The 21,839-nt window shown below is 65.5% G+C and carries 23 protein-coding genes; 14 read left to right on the top strand and 9 right to left on the bottom strand.

The features are described from left to right. Nucleotides 1–41 precede the first annotated feature (41 nt). From U0034_RS23550 to U0034_RS23540, 3 genes are all read right to left on the bottom strand, one after another. On the bottom strand, nt 42–866 hold the full coding sequence (locus U0034_RS23550; protein WP_085229758.1) for a universal stress protein: 825 nt from the start codon (nt 864–866) through the stop codon (nt 42–44). 49 nt (nt 867–915) lie between these two features. After that, the gene (locus U0034_RS23545) at nt 916–1,755 is read right to left on the bottom strand and encodes a universal stress protein (protein WP_085229736.1); all 840 of its coding nucleotides are present in this window, start codon (nt 1,753–1,755) and stop codon (nt 916–918) included. An 85-nt stretch (nt 1,756–1,840) separates the two neighbouring features. Then, nucleotides 1,841–2,440 carry a rhomboid family intramembrane serine protease gene (locus tag U0034_RS23540; protein WP_085229735.1) on the bottom strand — a complete coding sequence of 200 codons (600 nt, stop codon included), beginning with the start codon at nt 2,438–2,440 and terminating at the stop codon, nt 1,841–1,843. 162 nt (nt 2,441–2,602) lie between these two features. Between U0034_RS23540 and U0034_RS23535 the strand changes: the two genes are divergently transcribed. After that, a complete protein-coding gene (locus tag U0034_RS23535; protein WP_085229757.1) occupies nt 2,603–3,253 on the top strand; it encodes a BON domain-containing protein in 651 nt (216 codons plus the stop codon). A 61-nt stretch (nt 3,254–3,314) separates the two neighbouring features. Next, nucleotides 3,315–3,551: a UDP-glucose 4-epimerase gene (locus U0034_RS23530; RefSeq protein ID WP_085229734.1), complete on the top strand. Its 237-nt coding sequence runs from the start codon at nt 3,315–3,317 to the stop codon at nt 3,549–3,551. A 16-nt stretch (nt 3,552–3,567) separates the two neighbouring features. Here the strand turns inward: U0034_RS23530 and U0034_RS23525 are convergent, their stop codons facing one another. From U0034_RS23525 to U0034_RS23510, 4 genes are all read right to left on the bottom strand, one after another. Continuing rightward, nucleotides 3,568–4,824 carry a phosphatidylserine decarboxylase family protein gene (locus U0034_RS23525; protein WP_085229733.1) on the bottom strand — a complete coding sequence of 419 codons (1,257 nt, stop codon included), beginning with the start codon at nt 4,822–4,824 and terminating at the stop codon, nt 3,568–3,570. Between the two features lie 216 nt (nt 4,825–5,040). Beyond that, entirely contained in the window at nt 5,041–6,447 is a 1,407-nt protein-coding gene (locus U0034_RS23520; RefSeq protein ID WP_085229732.1) for an MBL fold metallo-hydrolase RNA specificity domain-containing protein, read from the bottom strand. 22 nt (nt 6,448–6,469) lie between these two features. Next, complete coding sequence (locus tag U0034_RS23515) at nt 6,470–6,670, bottom strand: hypothetical protein (RefSeq protein WP_085229731.1); 201 nt, start codon at nt 6,668–6,670, stop codon at nt 6,470–6,472. Nucleotides 6,671–6,893: 223 nt separating this feature from the next. After that, the gene (locus U0034_RS23510) at nt 6,894–7,841 is read right to left on the bottom strand and encodes an LOG family protein (protein ID WP_102623050.1); all 948 of its coding nucleotides are present in this window, start codon (nt 7,839–7,841) and stop codon (nt 6,894–6,896) included. 159 nt (nt 7,842–8,000) lie between these two features. Between U0034_RS23510 and U0034_RS23505 the strand changes: the two genes are divergently transcribed. The 5 genes from U0034_RS23505 (at nt 8,001) to U0034_RS23485 (ending at nt 13,774) form a co-directional block, all read left to right on the top strand. Beyond that, the gene (locus U0034_RS23505) at nt 8,001–8,651 is read left to right on the top strand and encodes a BON domain-containing protein (protein WP_085229730.1); all 651 of its coding nucleotides are present in this window, start codon (nt 8,001–8,003) and stop codon (nt 8,649–8,651) included. A gap of 243 nt (nt 8,652–8,894) precedes the next feature. After that, nucleotides 8,895–9,590 (top strand): CBS domain-containing protein, encoded by a 696-nt coding sequence (locus U0034_RS23500; protein WP_085229729.1) that lies wholly within the window; start codon nt 8,895–8,897, stop codon nt 9,588–9,590. Nucleotides 9,591–9,653: 63 nt separating this feature from the next. Then, the gene (locus U0034_RS23495) at nt 9,654–10,118 is read left to right on the top strand and encodes a universal stress protein (protein WP_085229728.1); all 465 of its coding nucleotides are present in this window, start codon (nt 9,654–9,656) and stop codon (nt 10,116–10,118) included. A gap of 79 nt (nt 10,119–10,197) precedes the next feature. Next, nucleotides 10,198–12,108 carry an ATP-dependent zinc metalloprotease FtsH gene (gene ftsH / locus U0034_RS23490; protein ID WP_085229727.1) on the top strand — a complete coding sequence of 637 codons (1,911 nt, stop codon included), beginning with the start codon at nt 10,198–10,200 and terminating at the stop codon, nt 12,106–12,108. Nucleotides 12,109–12,361: 253 nt separating this feature from the next. Beyond that, on the top strand, nt 12,362–13,774 hold the full coding sequence (locus U0034_RS23485; protein ID WP_244142499.1) for a sigma-54 dependent transcriptional regulator: 1,413 nt from the start codon (nt 12,362–12,364) through the stop codon (nt 13,772–13,774). 18 nt (nt 13,775–13,792) lie between these two features. Here the strand turns inward: U0034_RS23485 and U0034_RS23480 are convergent, their stop codons facing one another. Beyond that, nucleotides 13,793–14,197, bottom strand: a complete 405-nt coding sequence (locus U0034_RS23480; RefSeq protein ID WP_085229725.1) for a response regulator transcription factor — start codon at nt 14,195–14,197, stop codon at nt 13,793–13,795. 235 nt (nt 14,198–14,432) lie between these two features. On the opposite strand from U0034_RS23480, the gene U0034_RS23475 reads away from it, so the two are divergent. From U0034_RS23475 to U0034_RS23450, 6 genes are all read left to right on the top strand, one after another. Further along, nucleotides 14,433–15,155 (top strand): TetR/AcrR family transcriptional regulator, encoded by a 723-nt coding sequence (locus tag U0034_RS23475; RefSeq protein ID WP_386092432.1) that lies wholly within the window; start codon nt 14,433–14,435, stop codon nt 15,153–15,155. A 35-nt stretch (nt 15,156–15,190) separates the two neighbouring features. Next, nucleotides 15,191–16,117, top strand: coding sequence for an HlyD family secretion protein (locus tag U0034_RS23470; protein ID WP_085229723.1), 927 nt, complete (start codon nt 15,191–15,193; stop codon nt 16,115–16,117). Next, nucleotides 16,114–17,070 carry an ABC transporter ATP-binding protein gene (locus U0034_RS23465; protein WP_085229722.1) on the top strand — a complete coding sequence of 319 codons (957 nt, stop codon included), beginning with the start codon at nt 16,114–16,116 and terminating at the stop codon, nt 17,068–17,070. Before U0034_RS23470 ends, U0034_RS23465 begins: the two co-directional genes overlap by 4 nt. Next, nucleotides 17,067–18,209 (top strand): ABC transporter permease, encoded by a 1,143-nt coding sequence (locus U0034_RS23460; RefSeq protein ID WP_085229721.1) that lies wholly within the window; start codon nt 17,067–17,069, stop codon nt 18,207–18,209. Before U0034_RS23465 ends, U0034_RS23460 begins: the two co-directional genes overlap by 4 nt. A gap of 8 nt (nt 18,210–18,217) precedes the next feature. Further along, the gene (locus U0034_RS23455) at nt 18,218–19,720 is read left to right on the top strand and encodes an efflux transporter outer membrane subunit (protein WP_085229720.1); all 1,503 of its coding nucleotides are present in this window, start codon (nt 18,218–18,220) and stop codon (nt 19,718–19,720) included. Nucleotides 19,721–19,787: 67 nt separating this feature from the next. Next, entirely contained in the window at nt 19,788–20,255 is a 468-nt protein-coding gene (locus U0034_RS23450; protein ID WP_085229756.1) for a CBS domain-containing protein, read from the top strand. 31 nt (nt 20,256–20,286) lie between these two features. Here U0034_RS23450 and U0034_RS23445 read toward each other — a convergent pair whose 3' ends face one another. Continuing rightward, on the bottom strand, nt 20,287–21,150 hold the full coding sequence (locus U0034_RS23445; protein WP_085229755.1) for a MipA/OmpV family protein: 864 nt from the start codon (nt 21,148–21,150) through the stop codon (nt 20,287–20,289). A 165-nt stretch (nt 21,151–21,315) separates the two neighbouring features. Here U0034_RS23445 and U0034_RS23440 point away from each other — a divergent pair, with 165 nt between their 5' ends. Continuing rightward, the gene (locus tag U0034_RS23440) at nt 21,316–21,774 is read left to right on the top strand and encodes a response regulator (protein ID WP_085229719.1); all 459 of its coding nucleotides are present in this window, start codon (nt 21,316–21,318) and stop codon (nt 21,772–21,774) included. Nucleotides 21,775–21,839 lie beyond the last annotated feature (65 nt).

The following is a 21,839-nucleotide window of genomic DNA, read 5'->3' as shown; positions in this document are numbered from 1 at the left end:
GCACAGAAGTTTCAACTGGGCGGTCCGGAGTCGGTGCGGCGCTAATGCGATAGGAATACGGGCACGGTCATCGTTTCGAGCAGGGTGCGCGTGACGCCGCCGAGGATCCGCTCGCGCGCGCGTGCGTGGCCGTAGGCGCCCATCACGAGCAGATCGGCGTGGCGATCGCTCAGTTGGTTCAGCAACGTGGCGCCCGTGCTGCTTCCCGAATCGCGCGGGATCGTGACGAAGCCCGCGCGGATGCGATGGCGCTCCAGGTATCTCGCCACGTCGAAGCCGGCCGGCGCCTCGCGCTCGCGCTTCTCCACGGTGGCCACGGTCACGAAGCGCGCGCGTTCGAGAATCGGCAGGGCATCGGCAAGCGCGCGGGCTGCTTCGCGGCCGCCGTCCCAGGCCACGATGACGTTCTCGCCGAACGTCGCCACCGGGCCAGCATACGGTACGACCACGACGGGCCGGCCCGCGCACATCGCGACGTCTTCGACGAAATGGCCGGCTACGTGGGTGGCCGGATCGTCCGGATCTTCCTGGCCGAGCACGACGAGGTCCGCGTGACGCGCGTGAAGGATCGCGGCATCGGCTGGCGGGCCGGCGGGTGCGCGCCATTCCCATTTGCATCCCGCCTGCTCGCCGGCCGCGGTGAAGCGGTCTTGCGCTTCGCGCAGCCGTTCGGCATGCCGCGCCTCGTTGGCGCCGAGGTTCAGGCTCTCCTCGCCCGTGAGCAACGGCCGGAGTACATCCTGACAGACCACATAAAGCCCGACGAGATGCGCGTCGTAACGGCGGGCGAGATCGGTGGCGAGCGCCACGCGCTCGGGGCTGCGGGCGCTGTCGTCCACGTGAACGAGGATCGTCTTGTACGTCATGGTCTCGTGCTCCTTGCGCGTCGGCAAAAGACGGATGTGCCGATCGCTTTCAATGCGACATGAGAACGGGGAGGGTCATCGTGCGCAGCATCGTCTGCGTCGCGCCGCCAAGCGCGATCTCGCGCCAGCGCGAATGGGCGTATCCGCCCATGACGATGAGATCGGCACCGAGATCGGCGGCGCGCGACAGCAGAGCGTCGCCGATTGCGGCGCTGTGCACGCCCTCGATTTCGACGGTACCCACCTGTGCGCCATGGCGCGCGATGGCCGCGGCGATGTCGGCGCCGGGCAGGCGGCTCTCGGGCGGCTCGTCTTCGAGCGCGTCGATCGCGACCACCGTGGTCTGTTTCGCGCGGCAAATGAACGGCATCGCATCGCCAATGGCGCGTGCGGCCTCGCGGCTGCCGTCCCAGGCCACGAGCACGCGTGTGCCGACCGTGGCGCATACCCCCGCGTAGGGCATGAAGAGCACCGGCCGGCCCGCCTGCAGCACGAGGTTGGCGGCAAATTGATCGGCGACGAGCGATTCGGGATCGTCGAGATCGGGCTGCCCGGCGATCACGAGATCGGCGAGCCGCGCGGCCGCCGGTACCGCCGCGTTCGGGTCGTCGCGCGTGACCTCCCACTCGGCCTTCACCTTCGTATGGGACGCCTCGGTCTTGAGGTGACGTTCCAGGGACTCGGCGCGCTCGGCGTTGCGGCGGTCCTGGCGCATCAGATAGTCGGCGGCGCCTGCCATGACGTAGAACGAGCCGCTTTCCGGCCGAACGAGCGTGAGCAGCGCGCGCAAGCCGGCATCGAACTGGTGCGCGACCTTGAACGCGAATTCCAGGCGCCGCTCGGCGGCTTCGCTCGTATCGAGGTGAACGAGGATGCTCGTATAGCTCATCGCCTTCGCTCCAACGAAAATTCGTGAGGACAACTCAACGTTGCTTCGAGTCTAGGCCCGCACTCGGGGCCTGCGTTGACGCAGGTCAATCGAAGCGGTGCAGGCTCGCGCGCCGCCACCAGAGCATCAGACACACGATCGCGCCGAGCATGCCGCCCAGATGGGCGAAGTGCGCCACGCCGGCCTGGGTGCCGGTGACGCCGAGCCCGAGTTCGACGGCGGCATAGACGATAGCGAAGAGCCACGCCGGCATCGGGACAGGCGGAAACAGCAGCACGACACGGCGGCGCGGAAACAGCACCGCGTAGCAGAGCAGCAGACCGAAAACGCCGGCCGATGCGCCGATCGTCGGGTAGCTGGCGGGCGGCGAGGCGAGCAGCACGGCCAATTGCGCGAGTCCGCCCGTCGCGACGCTCGCCACGTATACGATCGCCAGACGCGCGCGTCCGAGCACCGCCTCCACATCGCGGCCGAACATGTACAGCCCGAACATGTTGAAGAAGAGATGCGTCAGCCCCGCGTGCAGGAACGAGTAGGTGCCGAGCTGCCAGACGTGGAAGGCAGGCGTACCCGGCAAGCTGGCCGATGCGGGCGGCCAGAGCGCGAAGATGTCGATCAGCGCGGCGGCGTCGGCGGTTTCGAGGAGAAAGGCCGCGATATTGAGTGTGATGAGTATCAGCGTCATGGCGAGCTGCCCGCTCGGGGCATCGAGCCTGTTCAGGGGCTTATTCGACGATAGCCGCGGCCAAAGCGCCGGAGTTTGACGCAAATCAGAAGGCGCGCCACAGGCGGCGGCAGTATCGCTCCCATGGGATGCCGCGACGACGGCTATGTCAAGGAGAGCGCAATGAAGACGGACAGACAGTTGAAGCAGGAAGTGGAAGAGGAACTGGACTACGATCCCGCGGTCAATGTCGCCGATATCGGCGTGGAGGTGAAAGACCGTGTCGTGACGCTATCGGGACATCCGTCGAGCTATGCAGAGAAGCTCGCAGCCGAGAAGGCCGCGCAGCGCGTGGCGGGCGTGAAGGCCGTCGTGATCGAGCTCGACGTGCGTTTGCCGAGTGCGGACAAACGCACGGACGAAGATACGGCGAACGCCGTACGCTCGATGCTGCGCTGGACCGCCGGCCTTACCGAGGACGCCGTGAAGGTGCAGGTCGAAAAAGGCTGGGTGACGCTGCGCGGCGAAGTACCAAGCGGGCATCTCGCGCATCTTGCCGTGCGCACTGTGAGTCACATGCGGGGCGTTACCGGCGTGTCGAACCTCATCGACGTCCAGGGCGGCAAGGTCGCGCACGACATCGGCGACAAGATCAACCGCGCGCTGCAGCGTCATGCCGAGCGCGAGGCCAAGCATATTCGCGTGGACGTGCACGATGGCACCGTCACGCTCAAGGGCCATGTCGATTCGCTCGCCGAACGCCTGGCCGTGCGAGGCGCGGCGTGGTCGGCACCGGGCGTGCGCGCGGTTGTCGACGACCTCGAAATACAGTAGTTGCCCGCGTGCGCTGTCGTTACGGTCGCCGCGAGCGCGCCGAAGCAAAAAGGAGCCAGCCATGACGCTGTCCGGCACCGTCGTCGAACGCCATTGGACCGTATCGGCCGATACCTCGCCGGTCCCGGGCGGCTTCGCCTGCACGATCCGCGTTTCGCATGACGGCGCCGGCGGCAGCTTCGCGCACGAGTTCAAGCATTTCAAAACGTTTTGCAGCGAACGCGAGGCGGTGCTCGACGGGTTGCGCGAAGGCATGCTCTGGATCGAGCAGAAATTGTCGAAGACCTTCAGCATGTGAGGTGCCCGCCGCGGCTTCAGCGCGTGCGGGCCTGCGCCAGCGCGGCGTTGAGGTGCACGGGTTTCGCCTCGTGGCCGTACGGCGGCTCCACCACGAACCGATCGATGACATCCGGCCGGAAGACCAGGCAGTAAGTCGAACCGCCGTACTGGAAGAAGCCGATTTCGTCGCCCTTTTCGACGTGCTGGCCCGGCAGCGCCTCCACGACGCACGACGATACTTCCGCCATGCCGACGAACACACAGCCGACTTCGCCGATGGCCGGATCATCGCAGTCGATGACGATGATGGCGCGCGCCGCGACGGCCGTGATATAGCCCTGCGAATCGTTGAGCCCGCTCGGGTCGACGCCTTCGGCTTCGAGATCCGAGTAATAGCTGCCGTCGACGAGATACGCCTTCGTGATCGTGCCGCCGACGGGAGCGTGCCAGCGGTGATAGTTGTGTCCGCTCAGGTAGGCCTGATAGACCGTGCCGCCGGCAAACCGCTCAGCCAGCTGCCGCTGATCGGCCGTAAAGATCTCCTGCAGCGAATAGGGCTGCGATTTAAGCCAGAAGCGGTCGTGCTGCCGTGCGCCGTAGGAGATGTTGTAGGGCGCCGCCTCGCAGGCGCTGACGATGACGCGGTTGTCGCCCGGCGCCGCCACGGGCCGTGCCCCTGCCTTGAATTGTCGCGTGAAGAAGGCGTTCCACGAGGCGAAGCCCCAGTAGCGTTCCTCAGGACTGCAGACGAATTGCGGCATGCCGATTTTCCTGACGGCTTGTTCGGAGAACCATCCCTCGGGCGAGGCGTCGTGCAGATGCATCCGCGAGTGCGGGCCGCTCAGGAATCCGCACCAGACATTCAGTACGCGCTTGAGCTGGGCGTTGAACGCGGGATCGCGGAATACCGCGTAACCGGAGGGCATGCACATCGGCCAGTCCAGCAATGCGTTGATCGGACAGTGAATGAGGCTCTTTTCGCTGTAGGGCGGCGCATAGGTCAGAATGTAGTCGAGCACGATCATCAGTTCGTCTATCGACGCGTAGCCGAGCCGATAGCCCGCTTCGAGGGCTTCGTCGATGGCACGCGTGAGATTCATCCGCAGCACCGGATCGTCGTGGACCAATGCCGAGAACGCGCGCACCACGGAAGCGGGCTGTGCCTTTGCCGCCCGTTCGCGGGCGCGCGCCGCGAGGCTCTCCCTGAATTCGGCCAGGGTGTCTTCGCTGCTCGGCAACCACTCGCCCAGCCTGCGCCGGGCCTCGATCGCTCCGCTCGATCGTTCCGCCATCTGATTTCTCCGTATTGAGCCGGTTGGGAATCGGAGCGGAGGCGCCCTGCGTGGGGCCGGCGACGAATGTCGATGCAGCGAAGCCTGCACCGTCGGCGGTCGTTGCCTCCACTCCCGCCTGCGTGCAGCAAATTGCTTGCCCGGCGCGACAGGAAAGCGGTAGAGGCGGTAGAGGCGGTGGAGGCGGTGGAGGCGGTGGAGGCGGTGGAGGCGGCGTTAGGCTGCGGTGGCAGCCGGCGGTGCCGCGCCGCCCGAATCGGCCTCATGGCCGAGATCGACCGATTCGAGGTAGGTCGGCACTTCGCATGGCCAATGCAGCGTTTCGGCAATGCGGCGGCGCAGCGCGTCCGCGGCGGCGGGCTCGCCGTGCGTGACGAACGTGCGCCGCGGCGCGGCTTCGAAACCGCTCAGCCAGGAAAGAACTTCGTTGTAGTCGGCATGCGCCGAGAGAGCCGGCACCGACTCGATCGCCGCCCGCACGGGTACGTACTCGCCATGGATCTTGACCGAGGTCGCGTGCGCTTCGAGCGCGGCGCCGCGCGTACCGGCAGCCTGGTAGCCCACGAGCGCGATGGTGTTGCGCGCGTCCGGCGCGAACGCCTTCAGATGATGCAGCACGCGCCCGCCCGTGGCCATGCCGCTGCCGGCAATGACGACCATCGGGCCGCGCCGGGCCGTGACCTCCCGGGACTGATCCACGGTGCGCACCATGATCGCGGCCTTGTTCATCGCCTCGAGCTCAGATGCCGTGAGCCGATGCTCGCGCATGTGGCGGTGGTAAAGCTCGGTGACGCTGACGGCCATCGGGCTGTCCAGATAAACCGGAACGTTTGCCATGCGGCCCGTGCCCTTGAGCAGGGCGATATCGTGCAGGATCGTTTGCGCACGGCCGACGGCGAAGCTCGGAATCACGACGACGCCGGAATGTCTGAAGGTTTTGGCGAAGATGGACTCGAGCACGGTCAACGGATCGATATCGGGATGCAGGCGGTCGCCATAGGTCGATTCGACGACGAGGTAATCGGCATGCGCAAGACGTGCGGGCTCGCGCATGAGCGGATCGTGAGCGCGGCCGAGGTCGCCCGAAAATACGATCGTCTTGCCGGCTACGTGCAGCTCGACGGTGGCGGCGCCGAGGATATGGCCGGCCGGCATGAGGCGGAACCCCGCATGCTCGCCGAGCATCATGGGCGCATCGAAAGCGCGGGGTACGAAAAGCTTCAGTGCGCGCTCGGCGTCGTCGGCGGTGTAAAGCGGCAGAGCGGGGTGATGCTTCGAGAATCCATGGCGGTTCGCATACTCGGCCTCTTCCTCCTGCAGCTTGGCAGCATCGCGCAGCAATACCTCGCATAGATCGCAGGTGCCGGGCGTTGCATAGATGGGGCCGCGAAAGCCCAGGCGCGCCATCAGCGGCAGATACCCGGAATGGTCGATATGGGCGTGGGTCAGGATCACCGCGTCGATCGTTCGGGGATCGACAGGCGGCTGCGCCCAATTGCGCAGCCGCAGATTCTTCGTTCCCTGGAACAGGCCGCAGTCGATCAGAATGCGAAGGCCCGCGTCTTCCAGCAGGTACTTCGAGCCGGTGACGGTTTCGGTGGCTCCGAGAAACGTCAGCCTCATTCGGCACCTCCAACGGTGTGCGTTACGCCGTCTCTTGGTCGGCGATATCGGCACGAAGCGCTTCGACGAAACGCAGTAATGCGTTCACGGAGCCCGCAACGCTTTGGTACTTCTGGCGTCCGATTTGCCCATCGAGGGTGATGAGCAGGCCGGCCTGGCGTGCGAGTTCGAGAATTTCATCGACTTCGCTATCGTGTGCGTCTTTTGTTGCGTAGTCCGACATGGCGACTGCTCCCGTTGCGTGTTCTTTGCGTGTCCGGCGGTCCGGCGTTTTCGGCGTTTTCGGCACTCGGGCCGATTCGCATTTCCTTGGAACCAGTATCGTTCCGGCGAACCGCGATGCAAATCAGGCCGCGCTGAAGCTTGCGTAGGGGATCGATCGTCGTTGTCGGCGTTTGCCTACACGGGGTGATGGCGCGAAGCGGACGACGAGCCGCCGCATGCGTTTACACCTGGTCGGCATCGCATTCAGGGCAAGGGTTTTCCTCCTTCTCGTTTTCCTGTGACCGGGCGCGCACGTACCAATCCACAATGCGCGCGCAAATCTCCTCGGCTGTCTCGGCGAACGTGAACAGCTTCACGTCCTGCTCGGAAATCATCCCTTCCTCGACGAGGAAGTCGACGTCGAATGCGCGGCGCCAGAACGCCTGGCCGACCAGCACGACGGGCAGCGGCTCGATCTTGCCCGTTTGGAGCAGTGTCAGCACTTCGAACAGTTCGTCGCAGGTGCCGTAGCCGCCCGGAAAGAAGACAGCGGCTTTCGCGCGTTCGAGCAAATGAAGCTTGCGAATGGCGAAATAGTGGAATTGGAAGCAAAGATCCGGGCTGATATAGGCATTCGGATGCTGCTCGCGCGGCAGTGCGATGTTCAGGCCGATGCTCGGCGCACGCGATTCGAATGCGCCGCGGTTGGCTGCTTCCATGATGCCGGGGCCGCCGCCCGTGATGATCGCCATGCGTGCGAACGCGCTGTGCGCGGCAAGCCGGCCGATCTTCTCGCCGAACTCCCGCGCGACGTCGTAGTACCCGCTCGAGGCCGCCAGCCGCTCGGCCGTGCGTAATGCTCGCTTTGCGCGGGCATCTTGCGGCGCTGCATCATGCACCTCGCGCGCCGCGGCCAGGCGGCGCTGTGCGGCGTCGGGTTCGATGAGCCGCGTGCTGCCGTAGACGACGACTGTATGCTCGATCCGGTGCGCCTGGAGGATCTGCTCGGTCTTCCAGTAATCGAGTTGCAGCCGCACGCCGCACATCTCGGGCTGCTGCAGGAACTCGAGATCTTCGTCCGCGCGCCGGTAGCTCGGGCTCTCGACGAGCCGGCGCACGCGTTCGGTCTGCTGATCGTCGCACGGCGCATCGGTGCCGGACAGGTTCCGAGCCGGGTCTGGGTGGGTCATGGTCGTCGTGCCGGTTGCATTGAATCCATCGTGGACCCGTTTCCCGCGCCGGGCTTGATCGGCGTCAAGGCCCCGGCACGGAAGCGCGCGATGCTGTCGAGGCCCGTGCCGCTCGATGGCCGAGCGCGGCCGGACGATCGCGAATGAGGAGTGCGAACGATGAAGACCGATGACGTGTTGAAACAGGAAGTGTGCGACGAACTCGAATGGGATCCGACCTTCGACGCTTCCGCCGTGTCCGTGGCTGTGACCGACGGCATCGTCAAGCTCGAGGGGCATGTGCCCAGCTTCGCGCAGAAGGTGGCGCTGGAAAAGGCGGTACAGCGCGTGGCCGGCGTACGCGCTTTCGTCGTCGAAGTAGCGGTGGCTCGCCCTGCGGCGGAAGTCCAGGACGACGAAACTGTCGCTCAAGCGGTGCGGGCCGTGCTGGAGGCCACGGAAGGGCTGCCGCGCGGTGCCATAACGGTTGCGGTCGAACGCGGATGCATCACGCTGACGGGTACGCTCGGCTGGGGCCACCAGCGCCGTGCGGCCGAACTCGCTACCGCCCGCGTGAGAGGCGTGGTCGGCGTCGTCAACCTGATCTCCGTGCGCGCGGATGCCGACCCCGCGGACATCGCCACGAAGATACTCGCGGCGCTGAAGCGGCGGGCGCATGCCGATGCGAAGCGGCTCGACGTGGAAGTGCGCGAGGGCGTGGTGACGTTGCGCGGCACAGTGGGGTCGCTTGCCGAGAAGCGCGCGGCCGAGGGCGTAGCCTGGGCGACGCGCGGCGTGCGCGGCGTAGTCGACCAGCTGACGGTAGGGTGATACCCGGACGGACGGGGCGGACGCCCGGCCGCACCGCATGCGGCGGATCAGGCGCCAGTTTGACGCGCATCAACGCAGCCTGCGGCAAGCCGCCCTAAAGTCGCTATTGAAGCGACGAATCACGGTGCACTCGACCGGCTCCCATGGACGAGCACCCGGTTTCGTCGACGCAGATCAACGTAGTGAACGAAAGCTGGCAGCGCTGACACAGCGCACGTTCGGCACATTTTCCAGGAGAGCCTCATGCGCGCCTCAGATGTGATGACGACCCAGGTCGTGACGATCACCCCGGATACGACGATCCATGCCGCGGCGAAGCTGCTCGCGGATCACCATATCAGCGGGTTGCCTGTCGTCGACGGGAATGGTGCCGTCCTCGGCATCGTCAGTGAAGGAGATTTGCTGCACCGCGCCGAGATCGGCACCGGTGCCCAGCGGCGCGCCTGGTGGCTCGAGCTGCTTTCGTCCACGCGCGAACTGGCGCAAGCCTATACGAAGGAGCACGCCAATCTGGTCAAGGACGTCATGAGCGACAACGTGATCTCGGTCACGGAGGACACGCCGCTCGGCGAGATCGCCGACGTTCTCGAGCGTAACCGGATCAAGCGCGTGCCCGTCATGACCGACGGCAAGCTCGTCGGCATCGTCAGCCGCGCCAATCTGATTCGTGCGCTCGCGAGCGTAACGCCGCCCGAAGCCGCCGCGGCCGCCGTGGCGGACGACGTTGCCATCCGGGATGCGGTGCTGGCGGCGCTGCGTGGCCACCGCTGGTCGCTGCCGCGGCAGAACGTGATCGTGACCGCGGGGGTGGTGCACCTTTGGGGCGTCATCGAATCGGAAGAGGAGGGCCGTGCAATCCGTGTGGCGGCCGAAACGGTGCCGGGCGTCAAGCGGGTGGAAAGTCATCTCGAGTTTCCGCCCGTCATTCCGGCAATGTGAGCGGCTCGCCGGGTGCGAGCCAACAGGTGCGCTAACGCGCGAAGCGAGACGAGGAGAACGACCGTGTATCGAAACATCATGTTGGCCGTGGACGACAGCCCGTCGTCGCGCAAGGCCACTCGGGAAGCCGTGAGTATGGCGGCGCTGGCGAAGGCGACCATCCATGCCGTGTACGTCGTCGACAAGTCGGCGCTGTTCAATTACGGCGGCTATTACGATCCGAACGCGCTCGTCGACGCATTGCGCAGCGAGGGCAAGGCTGCGCTCTCGCAGGTCCACGATGCCTGTCTGGCGGCCGGCGTGGCCTGCGAGGAGGAAATCATCGAAACCGAAGGCATCGCGGACCACATCGAAAACGCGCTGCAGCGGTACGTGGAGCGGTGCGGCGCCGATCTGGCGGTGATGGGCACACACGGCCGCCGCGGTGTGCAGCGGCTCGTGCTCGGCAGCGTGGCGGAGCGTTTCCTGCGGTTTTCGACGTGCCCGGTCATGCTCGTGCGCGGCGAACCCGGCGAGAAGAACGTCTGACCGACCGATCGGCAAGGGGCCGCCGCTGGCGCGGCCCCGCCGAGAGGCAATCCTGCGCGCGCGAGGCACCTTCATCGTCATGGAACGCAAGAACGACCTGCTCAGCACGATCGTCACGATCGGCTTCCTTGCGCTGATCGCGTTTCAGCTGTTGACGCTGCACGCGCCCGCGCACCAGATCGACTACAGCGATTTCCGCCGCCTGCTCGCCGCGAAGCAGGTCGACAATCTGGAAGTCTCCCCGACGCAGATCTCCGGCGTCGTTCGCATGCCGGGAGCCGCACCGCTGCTCTCGGCCTCGGATGCGGCGGCCTTCAAGGACGAAGGGGCGCCGTGGCGCTTTTCGACGACACGCGTGGCGGATGACCGGCTTGCCGACGCGCTCGCACAAGCCGATGTCCGCTATCGCGGCACGACCGACAACAGCTGGGTGGCCACGGTGCTCTCGTGGGTGGTGCCCGTGCTCGCGTTCGTCGTGCTATGGAGCTTTCTCATGCGGCGCGGCGCGGGTGGCGGCGCGATGCAGGACTTCATGGGCGTAGGCAAGAGCAAGGCGCGCGTCTATGTGCAAAAGGAAACGGGTGTCACGTTCGACGACATCGCCGGCATCGACGAGGCGAAAGCCGAGTTGCGCCAGATCGTCGAATTTCTGCGAAACGCCGAGCGCTATCGGCGTCTCGGCGGCAAGATTCCGAAGGGCGTGCTGATCGTAGGCGCGCCGGGCACGGGCAAGACGCTGCTCGCGAAGGCCGTGGCCGGCGAGGCCTCCGTGCCGTTCTTTTCGATCAGCGGCTCCGCGTTCGTCGAGATGTTCGTCGGCGTGGGCGCGGCGCGCGTGCGCGACCTGTTCGAGCAGGCCCAGCAAAAGGCGCCTTGCATCGTGTTCATCGACGAGCTCGATGCGCTCGGCAAGGTGAGGGGCGCCGGCGTCACCTCGGGCAACGACGAGCGCGAGCAGACGCTCAACCAGCTGCTCGTGGAAATGGACGGCTTTCAGGCGAATTCGGGGGTCATCATCATGGCGGCCACGAACCGCCCGGAAATTCTCGACCCCGCGTTGCTGCGTCCCGGGCGCTTCGATCGGCATATTGCAATCGACCGGCCCGACGTCGTCGGGCGCCGGCAGATCCTTGCCGTGCACGCGAAGAACGTGAAACTTGCCGCCGACGTCGATTTGAGCGAACTCGCCGCGCGCACCCCCGGTTTCGTCGGGGCCGACCTGGCCAACGTGGTGAACGAGGCGGCACTGCACGCGGCGGAGCTCGAAAAAGCGGCTGTGGAGATGGCCGATTTCGACGAGGCGATCGATCGCGCCATGGCGGGCATGGAGCGCAAGAGCCGCGTCATGAATGCGCAGGAAAAACTGATCATCGCCTATCACGAGGCGGGGCACGCGCTCGTGGCGCAAAGCCGCGAGCATAGCGATCCGGTCAAGAAAGTCTCGATCATTCCACGCGGCGTGGCCGCGCTCGGTTATACGCAGCAGGTACCCACCGAAGACCGTTACGTGCTGCGCAAGAGCGAATTGCTCGATCGGCTGGACGTGCTGCTGGGCGGGCGCGTGGCCGAGGAAATCGTGTTTGGCGACGTTTCGACGGGAGCGGAGAACGACCTCGACCGCGCCACCGCGATGGCACGACACATGGTCGAGCGGTGCGGCATGAGCGAGCGCCTTGGGCTCGCTACCGTCAACTCGATGGGTGCGGCTCTTGCCAACGCGGCCGACGGCACACGCTATAGCGAAAGCACGGCACAGCTCATCGACGAGGAAGTGCGGCGCATCCTGGGCGAAGCGCATGAGCGCGTCATGCAGACGCTCGTCGAGCGGCGCGCGCCGCTCGAGCGCATCGCGCTGCAGCTGCTCGAACACGAAGTGCTCGACCATGACACGCTCATGCGGCTCATCGCCGGCAATAGCGACGCGAGCGCTGCGAACGAAGCGCCGGGCGACTTGCCCGAACACGCGACGTCCGATACGGGCGACGCTTGAGCAGCCACGGGGCGCCGCGGTAACAGCAGACACCTCGCGAAATCCCGTGCTTCCCCGCAAACCAGAAGCAGCAACGGCCCGCGATATTGATCCCGATCAATGCGCGAGAAGCCCCTTGCCTGGAATACTCGCCCTAATCCCCTGATGTAAACGTTTCACCCAGACGACTTCTATCGGGAATCGATCGATGGGCGCACCTTGCAGACAGCATGACAGCGTTGAACGGCATTCAGGCAGTACGGCCGCTGGGGAGGTGCCGAAGGAAGGACGGCTCACGACTCGTAGTCTGCTGTATGTCAGCGACGAGCCAGATCGATCGCTCCTTGACTACCTCGGGCATGGCGGCTGGCAAATCGATACTGTCGGATGCGGGGCTCGACGCCCGCGCAAGACGAGACGTGGCGGCGCTGCGGTCGGGCTGGTCGATCTCGCGCACGCGAAGGGGGAGGATCTGCAGGCACTGGAAGCATTCGTGCGCGCCTCGAACGCGAATTGGGTGGCCGCCGTTTCGCGCGGCAGTGCCAGCCATGACCCGGTGCGTCGTTTCATACGGGCGCATTGCTTCGACTATGTGACGCTGCCGGCGGAGCCGGCCCGGATAGCGGCCGTTCTTGGGCACGCGCTGGGGATGTCGGAGCTTCTGGACGTTACCGACTGTGGCGGAGCGGAGCCGCCCGCGCCGGAAGACGCGCGCATCGTTGGGCAGTGCGACGCGATGCTCCGGTTGTTCGGCCTCGTGCGCAAGGTGGCGCGAACCGACGCGCCGGTCTTCATTTCCGGCGCGTCGGGCACCGGCAAGGAACTCACGGCGCAGGCGATCCACGAGCAGTCCGCCAGAAGTAGCGCGCCTTTCGTTCCGATCAACTGCGGCGCGATCCCGCATCATCTTCTGCAGTCCGAACTATTCGGCTCCGAGCGCGGTGCGTTCACGGGCGCGACCGAACGCAGGATCGGGCGCATCGAATCGGCCGACGGCGGCACGCTGTTTCTCGACGAGATCGGCGATCTGCCGCTCGAAAGCCAGGCGAGCCTGCTGCGCTTTCTGCAGGAGGGATCCATCGAACGGCTCGGCGGGCACGTCTCGATACGGGTCGACGCACGGATCGTCTCGGCCACTCACGTCGATCTCGAAGCAGCGGTTGTGGAGGGCCGGTTTCGCGCGGACCTCTATCATCGCCTGTGCGTGCTGCGCGTAGACGAGCCGCCGCTGCGCGAACGCGGAAAGGACATCGACCTGCTCGCGCATCATATCCTTCAGACCTTCAGGGCCGAAGGCGGCCGGCCCATTCGCGGGTTTGCCCCGTGCGCGCTCGACGCCATACATGCCTATGCGTGGCCTGGCAACGTGCGGGAGTTGATCAACCGGGTACGGCGGGCGATCGTCATGTCGGACAGGAGACTGCTGACGGCCGAAGATCTGGGCTTGGCAAAGCTATCCTCGGGGCCGGCGATGACCCTCGCCGAGGCGCGCGAGGCGGCCGAAAAGGCCGCCATCGAGAGGGCCCTGCTGCGGCATCTGGATCGTATCAACGACGTGGCGGCGGAACTCGGCGTTTCGCGCTCCACGCTCTACCGGCTGATGGTGCGGTATGGACTTCGGGAGGCCGCCGTGGACGAGCGCCCGGCGACGGACGGCCAGGCGCAACTGCCGTTGCCGATGGAGTGAACGGGTGGGTGGTTCCGCTCAGTCGCCCGCCCGCGCCAGCGCGATCTGTGCGACGGCGTCGCGCACGTGCAGCGCTTCGGAAGCCTTGTCGAGCACGAGTCGCGCGCCCAGATCGAGACAAGCCTGCCGCATCTGCGGATAGGCGATGTTGCTGAGGACGACGGCCACGACGTGGGGGGCGTGCTCGCGCAGCCATTTGAGGACTGACATGCCGCTCGTTCCGGCTCTCAATTGGAGATCGACGATGACGATGTCGGGTTCGCTTGCTTTGATGCGCTCGAGCGCGTCTTCGGCTTCGTCGGCAACGCCTACGACGCGCGCGCCCTCGACGGTGTGGATCAATTCCGCGAGTCGCTCGCGAATCGGCACGTAATCTTCAACCAGAAATACCTTCACGGCGGGACTCGACTGCTTGCGATTCATGGCTCAAGTGTCGCCGAAACCACCGCGCCTGGAAATCGGACGAGGATGCAAATGCTGTGGGGAATTCTGTCGTCGTGTCAGATACGGCTTACACGCAGGCGGCGAACGCGGGGCCGGCTCGCGTACAGCGACGTTGACATGCATCAACCGAGGCAGGCGGTTGGTGCGTGATGATGGCCATGCCGCGCAGGCGTTACTTGAAATTAACTAATTCATCAATTAGATTGAAATGGTCATGAAAGAAACGCTGATCGCCGCGAGCAGAACGCGAGGCCGCCGGCGTGCCCCCGAAACCGATGGCCGCGAGCATCTGCTCGATTGCGCGACGCGGCTCTTCGCCGAGAAGGGCATCGCCGCGACCACGATGGCGCAGATCGCGGACGCGGGCGGTGTCACCTCGGCCATGGTGCATTACTACTTTCGCAACCGCGAAACCTTGCTCGATGTGATCGTCGAGGAGCGCATCATGCAGGCAATCGAGTTCGTCTGGCAGATCGGCTCGGCCCGAGCGGGCGCGGATCCGATCACGCTGGCTCACGCGCTCGTGGATCGGCTTTTCGACGTCACGGGACGCATGCCGTGGTTGCCGTCGTTATGGCTGCGAGAGATCGTCAACGAGGGCGGCATGCTGCGCGAGCGCGTGCTCGGACGTTTGCCCGTCGAGCGGCTCCAGCAATTTGCACGGCAGGTGAAAGCGGGGCAAAAGGCCGGCACCGTCCGCGGCGAGATCGAACCCTCGCTCGTTTTCCTGTCGATACTCGCGCTCGTCATGCTGCCGCTTGCTACCGCCAAGGTCTGGCAGGGCTTGCCGGGCATGCCCGAGATCGACCGCGAGACGCTCCATCGCCATGTCGCCGCGCTGCTGGCGAACGGCCTCCATGTGTCGCGCGGTCCTCGCACGGCACATGCGGCCGCGCGCTCCCGTGCCGCGGGCACCGCTGGCAGGAGGCGATCGTGACGGGCAGGGGGCGACTTGGCGGCGTGGTGGTTGCCATGGTGTTCGCGCTCGCGGCGGGCGGCTGCGACCGCACGCGCACCGATAGCTGGCAGGGCTACGCCGAGGGGGAGTTCGTTTATTTGTCGTCGTCACAATCGGGCGCGTTGACCGCGCTCGCGGTGAGGCGCGGGCAAACGGTCGCTGCGGGCGCGCCGCTTTTCTCGCTCGAGGCGGTGTACGAAACGGCTGCGCTGGCCCAGGCGCGGCATCAGCTCGCGGCGGCGCGCGCGCAACTGGCCGATGCGCTGACGGGTAAGCGGCCTCCGGAGGTGAACGTAAGCAGGGCGCAGCTTGCACAGGCCGCGGCCAATGCCCGCAAGGCCGCGCTGCAGCTCGCACGCGACGAGGCACAGTACCGCGCGGGCGGTATCTCGAAGGGGCAACTCGACGATTCGCGCGGGCAAGCCGATGCAGCGGCGGCACAGGTGCGTGAGCTGACGAATCAGGTGGCCGTTGCGCAATTGCCGGCACGCTCGCAGCAGATTGCCGCGCAACGAGCCCAGATGGACGCGGCGCAGGCCGCGCTGGCCGAAGCGCAGTGGAAGCTCGACGAAAAGCGCGTGGCGGCTCCGCAGGCCGGCGTGATCTACGACACGCTTTATCGCATCGGCGAATGGGTGCAGGCCGGCAGCCCTGTCGTGCAGATGCTGCCGCCGCAAAATATCAAGGTTCGCTTCTTCGTGCCCGAAACGGTGGTCGGCCGATTGAAGACGGGTGCCCGCGTGCTCGTGCACTGCGATGGCTGTGCAGCCGATATCGCGGGCGTGGTGACCTACGTGTCGAGCGAGGCCGAATACACGCCGCCCGTCATCTACAGCAACGAAAGCCGTTCGAAGCTCGTCTTCATGGTGGAAGCGCATCCGTCCGCTGCCGATGCGCCGAAGCTGCACCCAGGTCAGCCCGTCGAGGTGCGGTTGCCATGAGCGGCAACGATTACGTGGGCGAATACGCGATCGACGTGCGCAAGCTCAACAAGCGCTTCGGCAGCAAGCATGTGGTCAAGGACGTCTCGCTGCAGGTGCGGCGTGGCGAGATCTTCGGTTTTCTCGGGCCGAACGGCAGCGGCAAGACCACGTCGATCCGGATGATGTGCGGCCTGTTGACGCCCGACTCGGGTAGCGGCACCTGCCTTGGCTACGACATCTTGCGCGAGAGCGTCGAAATCAAGCGCCACGTTGGCTATATGACGCAACGCTTTTCGTATTGGGAAGACCTCTCGATCCGAGAAAACCTCGATTTCGTCGCGCGCGTCTATCAGATGCCGGATCGCAAGTTGGCGGTGCAGCACGCACTCGAATCGCTCGGGCTCGTGGATCGGTCGGAGCAGCTCGCGGGTGCGCTGTCGGGCGGATGGAAGCAGCGGCTTGCGTTGGCTGCCTGCATGCTGCATGAGCCAAGGCTGCTGCTGCTCGACGAGCCGACGGCAGGCGTCGATCCGAATGCTCGCCGAGAGTTCTGGGAGGAACTGCACCGGCTCGCGGCGAAGGGAATATCGGTGCTCGTGAGCACGCACTACATGGATGAAGCCGAGCGTTGCCACAAGCTCGCCTACATTGCGGACGGCGTGCTGCTCGCACAAGGGAGCGCGAGCGAAGTGGTCGACTCGCAGCACCTCTCGACATGGTCGATCGAAGGCCCTGAACTTTCCGCGCTCGCGCAGCGGCTCGCGACGATGCAAGGCGTCGATCAGACGGTCGTATTCGGAGCGTCGCTGCATGTGAGCGGTAGCGATGCCACCACGCTTTCGGCCACGCTGGCGCAGCTCGAGGCCGACAGGCGGCTGCATATCGCCGCTATCCCGACCGGGCTCGAAGACGTCTTCATCTACTTGATGAATCGATCGGACGCGGACAAGCCGCCCGGAGCAAGCCGATGAGCATCGCCGGACATTTCTCGCCCGCTCGATGGTGGGGCATTGTGCGCAAGGAATTTCTGCAATTGCGGCGCGATCGCCTGACGTTCGCGATGATCGTGGGCATTCCCGTCATTCAATTGGCGCTTTTCGGTTTTGCGATCAATACGGACCCCAAGCATTTGCCGACCGCGATCGTCGTATCGGATCAAAGCCCGTTCGCGCGCAGCGTCGTTGCCGCACTTGGGAACTCGGCGTACTTCGATATCGTCGAGAGCCTGCCGGACGAGGCGTCCGGACGCCGGGCGCTGGCGCGCGGGGAGGTGCAGTTCGTGCTGAGTGTGCCGGTCGATTTCTCCCGGCGGCTTTTGCGCGGGGAGCGCCCGCCGCTGCTGGTCGAAGCCGATGCGACCGACCCTGTGGCGACGAGCTCCGCGCTGCAAGCGCTTGCCGGACTGGTCCAGCCCGTTGCCGACAAAGACCTGACCGGCGCGCTCGCGCATTTGAAGGGACGTTCCGCGCCGTTCGATATTCAGGTGCATCGCCTCTACAACCCCGAGGGCATTACGCAATATAACGTCGTGCCGGGCCTTATCGGCGTCATTCTCACCATGACGATGGTGATGATGACAGGGCTTGCAATCACGCGCGAGCGCGAGCGCGGAACGATGGAGAACCTGCTTGCCACTCCCGTGCAGCCGCTGGAGGTCATCACGGGAAAGATCGTGCCCTACGTTTTCATCGGGCTCATACAAGTCTCGATCATCCTCCTCGCGGCGCGCTTCGTATTTCATGTGCCGTTCGCTGGAAGCCTGCTCGCGCTGTACGTTGCGGCGCTGCTGTTCATCGCGGCAAATCTGACCGTCGGCATCATGCTTTCCTCGCTCGCACAGAATCAGTTGCAGGGCATGCAACTGACGTTCTTCTATTTCCTGCCGAGCATTCTGCTTTCCGGATTTCTTTTCCCGTTCGCCGGTATGCCGATGTGGGCGCGGGCTATCGGCAATCTGTTACCGCTCACTTATTTCACGCGGCTCGTGCGTGGCATTTTGCTCAAGGGCGTGGGCTGGACCGAGATGTGGCCATCGGTGTGGCCGCTCGTATTGTTCACCCTGGTGGTCGTCGCCATTGCACTGCGCTTTTACCGGCGCACGCTCGATTAGGCGCGCTTATGAACCCGTTCGCTCGTGCCTCGGTCGTCGTTCGCTGCGTCGTGTCAGTCGCAGTGCTGTTGTCGGGCGGCTGCGCGATGGGGCCGGATTTCCGGCAGCCCGCCGCACCGGACGCGCAGCAGTACACGCGTGGCGCACAGCCTACCGCCACCGCTTCGGCCGGCGGCACGAACGGCACGGCGCAGTCGTTTGCAGTCGTGCCCGCTGCTCCCTACATGTGGTGGACCACGTTTGGTTGCGCGCCGCTCGACCGGCTCGTCGATGCGGCACTGCGCAACAGCCCCACGCTCGAGGCGGCGCGCGCGCGGCTCAGGCAGGCCGAGGAGAACTATCGTGCCGAGGCGGGGCAGGTGCTGCTGCCTGCGGTCGATGCGAGCCTGTCGGCCACGCGCAAGCAAGTCGACCTGTCTTCCGTGGGGTTGCCGAATGTGGCGAGCCCGGGGCCGTTCACGCTCTACGATGCATCGGTGAGCGTCAGCTATGCGCTCGATTTGTTTGGCGCGAATCGTCGCGCACTCGAGGCGACGCGTGCGCATGTGGACTATGACGGATACGAATTGGAGGCCGCCCGCCTGACGCTGGCGGGCAACGTCGTATCGGCGGCGATCAGGCGCGCGTCGTTGCAGCGCCAGATCCGTTTGACGCAAGAGATCGAGCGCTACGAGGCGCGGCGGCTCGAGATCATGGAGGGGCGCATGCGTGCGGGCGGCTTGGCGGAATTCGATGTGCGCGCGCAACGTGCGCTGCTTGCGCAGACGCGTGCGGCGCTGGCGCCGCTCGAAACGCAGCACGCGCAGGCCGAGCACCGGCTTGCGGTGCTGACCGGGGAGGCACCTTCAGTTGCGGCCTTTGACGACATCGCGCTCGAAGCTATTCGCTTGCCCGCCGATCTGCCGCTTACGTTGCCGTCGACGCTCGCTCGCGAGCGCCCCGATATCCGCGCGGCGGAGGCTCTGCTGCACGAGGCCAGCGCGAACGTTGGGGTGGCCACGGCCAACCTGTATCCGCAGATCGTCATTTCGGCCGGCGCAGGGAGCGAACGTCGGCATATTCGCAACCTGCTCGATAGCCTGAACGTGTGGAACGTCGGCGCAAGTCTCACCCAACCGATTTTTCACGGCGGAGCGTTGCACGCGCAACGAAGGGCTGCCATGGCGGCTTACGATGCCGCGCTGGCCGACTACCGCGAAACCGTGCTCGGCGCATTACAGCAGGTGGCCGACGTGCTGCGCGCGTTGCAGCACGATGCGATCGCGCTCGCCGAGCGCGATCGGGCGGCGAGGCAGCAGCAAGGTCGGGCTGATATCGCGGCGTCACGCCATGCGGCGGGCGGTATCAGCGAAGCCGAGCTGATCGAGGCGCAGCGCGCTGCGCTCGACACGTTGCTGGATCGGACCAAGGCCGAGGCCGATCGTCTTTCGGATACGGCGGCGCTTTTCCAATCGCTGGGTGGGACGCCTTTGGATGGCGCGGCGCCGATCGCGCGGAAACGGGTTCGTTGACGTGAGTCAATCCGGGGCGAGCCGCAACGGAACACGCTAGTCGCTGATGCTCTTCAAGGAGACTGCGATGAAAGTCGAGGAATTCCGTAGCGGCGGTACGGTTCACATCCCCATGACCTGTACGCTGCAGGAGGCAGCCAGGCAGATGCGCGACCAGCACGTCGGCGCCTTGATCGTTACGGACGACGGGCAAGGCGAGGGAGTCGTCGGTATCGTGACCGACCGGGACATTGTGATCCACGCCGTTGTGCGGGACACCGCACCGCGCGACGTGCTCGTCGGCGACATCATGACGGCCGGCGTGTTGTCGGTAGACGAAAAGGCCGACATAGCAGATGCGTTGCAGGCGATGGCGAGTCACGGTTTGCGGCGGCTTGCGGTAACGAGCGCGGATGGCGCGGTCGTGGGCGTGCTTTCGCTCGATGACGTGCTCGATGCGCTCGGGCGCGAATGGGCCATGCTCGCGAGCGTTTTGCGCGGCGAGCGCAGTCGCGAGCGCACGGCGAGTGTTCAGTCGCCGTTGCCGTCGCTGTAAGGGGCGGGCGGCCGCCCGCGCCGCCGCCCTTTCAAAACTGATAGCTGACCGACAAATCGAAGACGCCCGACCCTTTGCGCTGGACGATGGGGCTATCGGCGGCTGAGCCGACGAGCTGTTGATAGGCCGCGTTGCCGGTAACGTACCAGTTCTTGCGCGGCATCCATGTGGCGGCAACGCCGAAGCCGACCGATTTGACGCCGGCCGAGGGGTCGTACTGCCGGTAGCCACTGCGAGCGGACTGGGCGGCGTTCACGCCGAACCAGTGATTCATGTAATTGGAATCGGCGAACGTGATCGTCGGCCCGGCGAACCAATTGAATTTCTCGCTGCTCCCCGGCATCGGCATGTAGGCGCCGAGGTCTCCCACCCACCCGTTGTCGCCGCCCACCGCGCGGCGCAGATCTGCGCGTAATACGAGCGGAAAGGATTTTGACCACACATACTCGCCGAACAGGTGAATCAGCGGGGCGGGATTGATGTTGTCCATGCCGTGCAAGTGATCGGAATCGTCTGCCGCACGGCGCCCGAGATCGTACGACAGGGCAACGCCCGCTCGCCAGTTCGGCCCGGTCAGCACGTTCACGCCCAAGCCCTCCCCCGTCGACAGGAAAAACCGGTCGCGGTAGCGGATATCGATGGTCGGGCCAAAGAGCACGTGATAGCTGCTTGCACCGTCGTAGCGTGGCTGAAAGCTGAACGACGGCCCGACGCGGATGCGCCAGGTAGGCAATTGCGGCATGAACAGCTGCTCGAGCGTGATACCCGCCGAGTATTGCCATTGCGCGAGCGGCGATGGTGTTTGGGCGGCCACTTGAACGGGGGCGAGCAGGGCGCTCATTGCGCTCAGGGTGCCGACGAGAAGAAGACGCGGTGCCGCAGTGGAAATCGACATGGCTGGTTCCTTATTGCTTTGCTTATCGAGTGCCGCGCTCATACGACATGAATCGTGCCAGAAGCGGGAGCAATGTGCATGCCTTCGAACGTGGTATGCCGGCTGGTTCGTATTTTGCAACGCAATACGTTCGCGCCTATATGACCTGCAACAAGGGAGCTGCCCGTGACCGACACTCGCCAGCCCGATCCGAACGACGATGTCGTGCTTTGGCGGACGTTCCGTCCGGCCATGGCGGGGCATCGCCGCGTGCTCGTGGTGGACGACTACCGCGATGCGGCAGAAGCGTTGCAACTTTTGCTCGACGCCGATGGATTCGAGTGCCGTGCAACGAGCGATCCGCTCGAAGCATGCGCGATTGCACGGGACTGGCAGCCATTCGCCGTGCTGCTCGATATCGTGATGCCCGGGATCGACGGCCTCGAGCTTGCGCGCCAACTGCGTGCCGATGCCGAGACCGCGCACATGCTGCTGATCGCTTGTAGCGGCTATGCGTCGAGTTACGATCGCGAAAAGGCGCGCGAGGCCGGGTTCGACGCACACTGCGCGAAGCCTTTGACGCCGCAGCTGATCTTGCGTGTGCTCGAGTTCGCGAGCGCGGGGCCGATTACCGACGCATGCTGAGCCGCGGAGCGCCGGTCCGGAGGGAGGGACCACCGGCGGCGTGGGAAAGGCCACGCCGATTGACG

Source organism: Trinickia caryophylli (assembly GCF_034424545.1).
GTDB classification, from domain to species: Bacteria; Pseudomonadota; Gammaproteobacteria; order Burkholderiales; family Burkholderiaceae; genus Trinickia; species Trinickia caryophylli.
This window is presented reverse-complemented; position numbering and strand designations above follow the sequence as displayed.